This is a genomic window from Lacinutrix sp. MEBiC02595 (assembly GCF_053601555.1).
This window is the reverse complement of record NZ_JBSHNU010000227.1, coordinates 1-212: the sequence shown is the minus strand read 5'-3', so window position 1 is coordinate 212 and position 212 is coordinate 1. Positions and strand designations below refer to the sequence as shown.

General features: G+C 38.7%; 1 protein-coding gene. It reads left to right on the top strand.

The window, feature by feature from the left end; translation table 11 throughout:
* On the top strand, window positions 1-212 hold a 212-nt coding region (locus ACVCZW_RS13255), incomplete at both ends, for a hypothetical protein (RefSeq protein WP_452232641.1).

The following is a 212-nucleotide window of genomic DNA, read 5'->3' as shown; positions in this document are numbered from 1 at the left end:
GTTTATAACGTAACTTCCAATTACGACTTCAACAACTTAAACGTAGTTTGTGGTCCTTGTGGTTCGCTTCCTGTTACCTATACCGTTGCAGATGATTGTGGTAATGAATCTACAATTACAGTAACGCTGAACTTCGGAGATGCTACTGGTCCAGATCTTACTGCTTGTAATGTAGTAGATGAAACGATAGAATGTGATGGTGATAATAACCA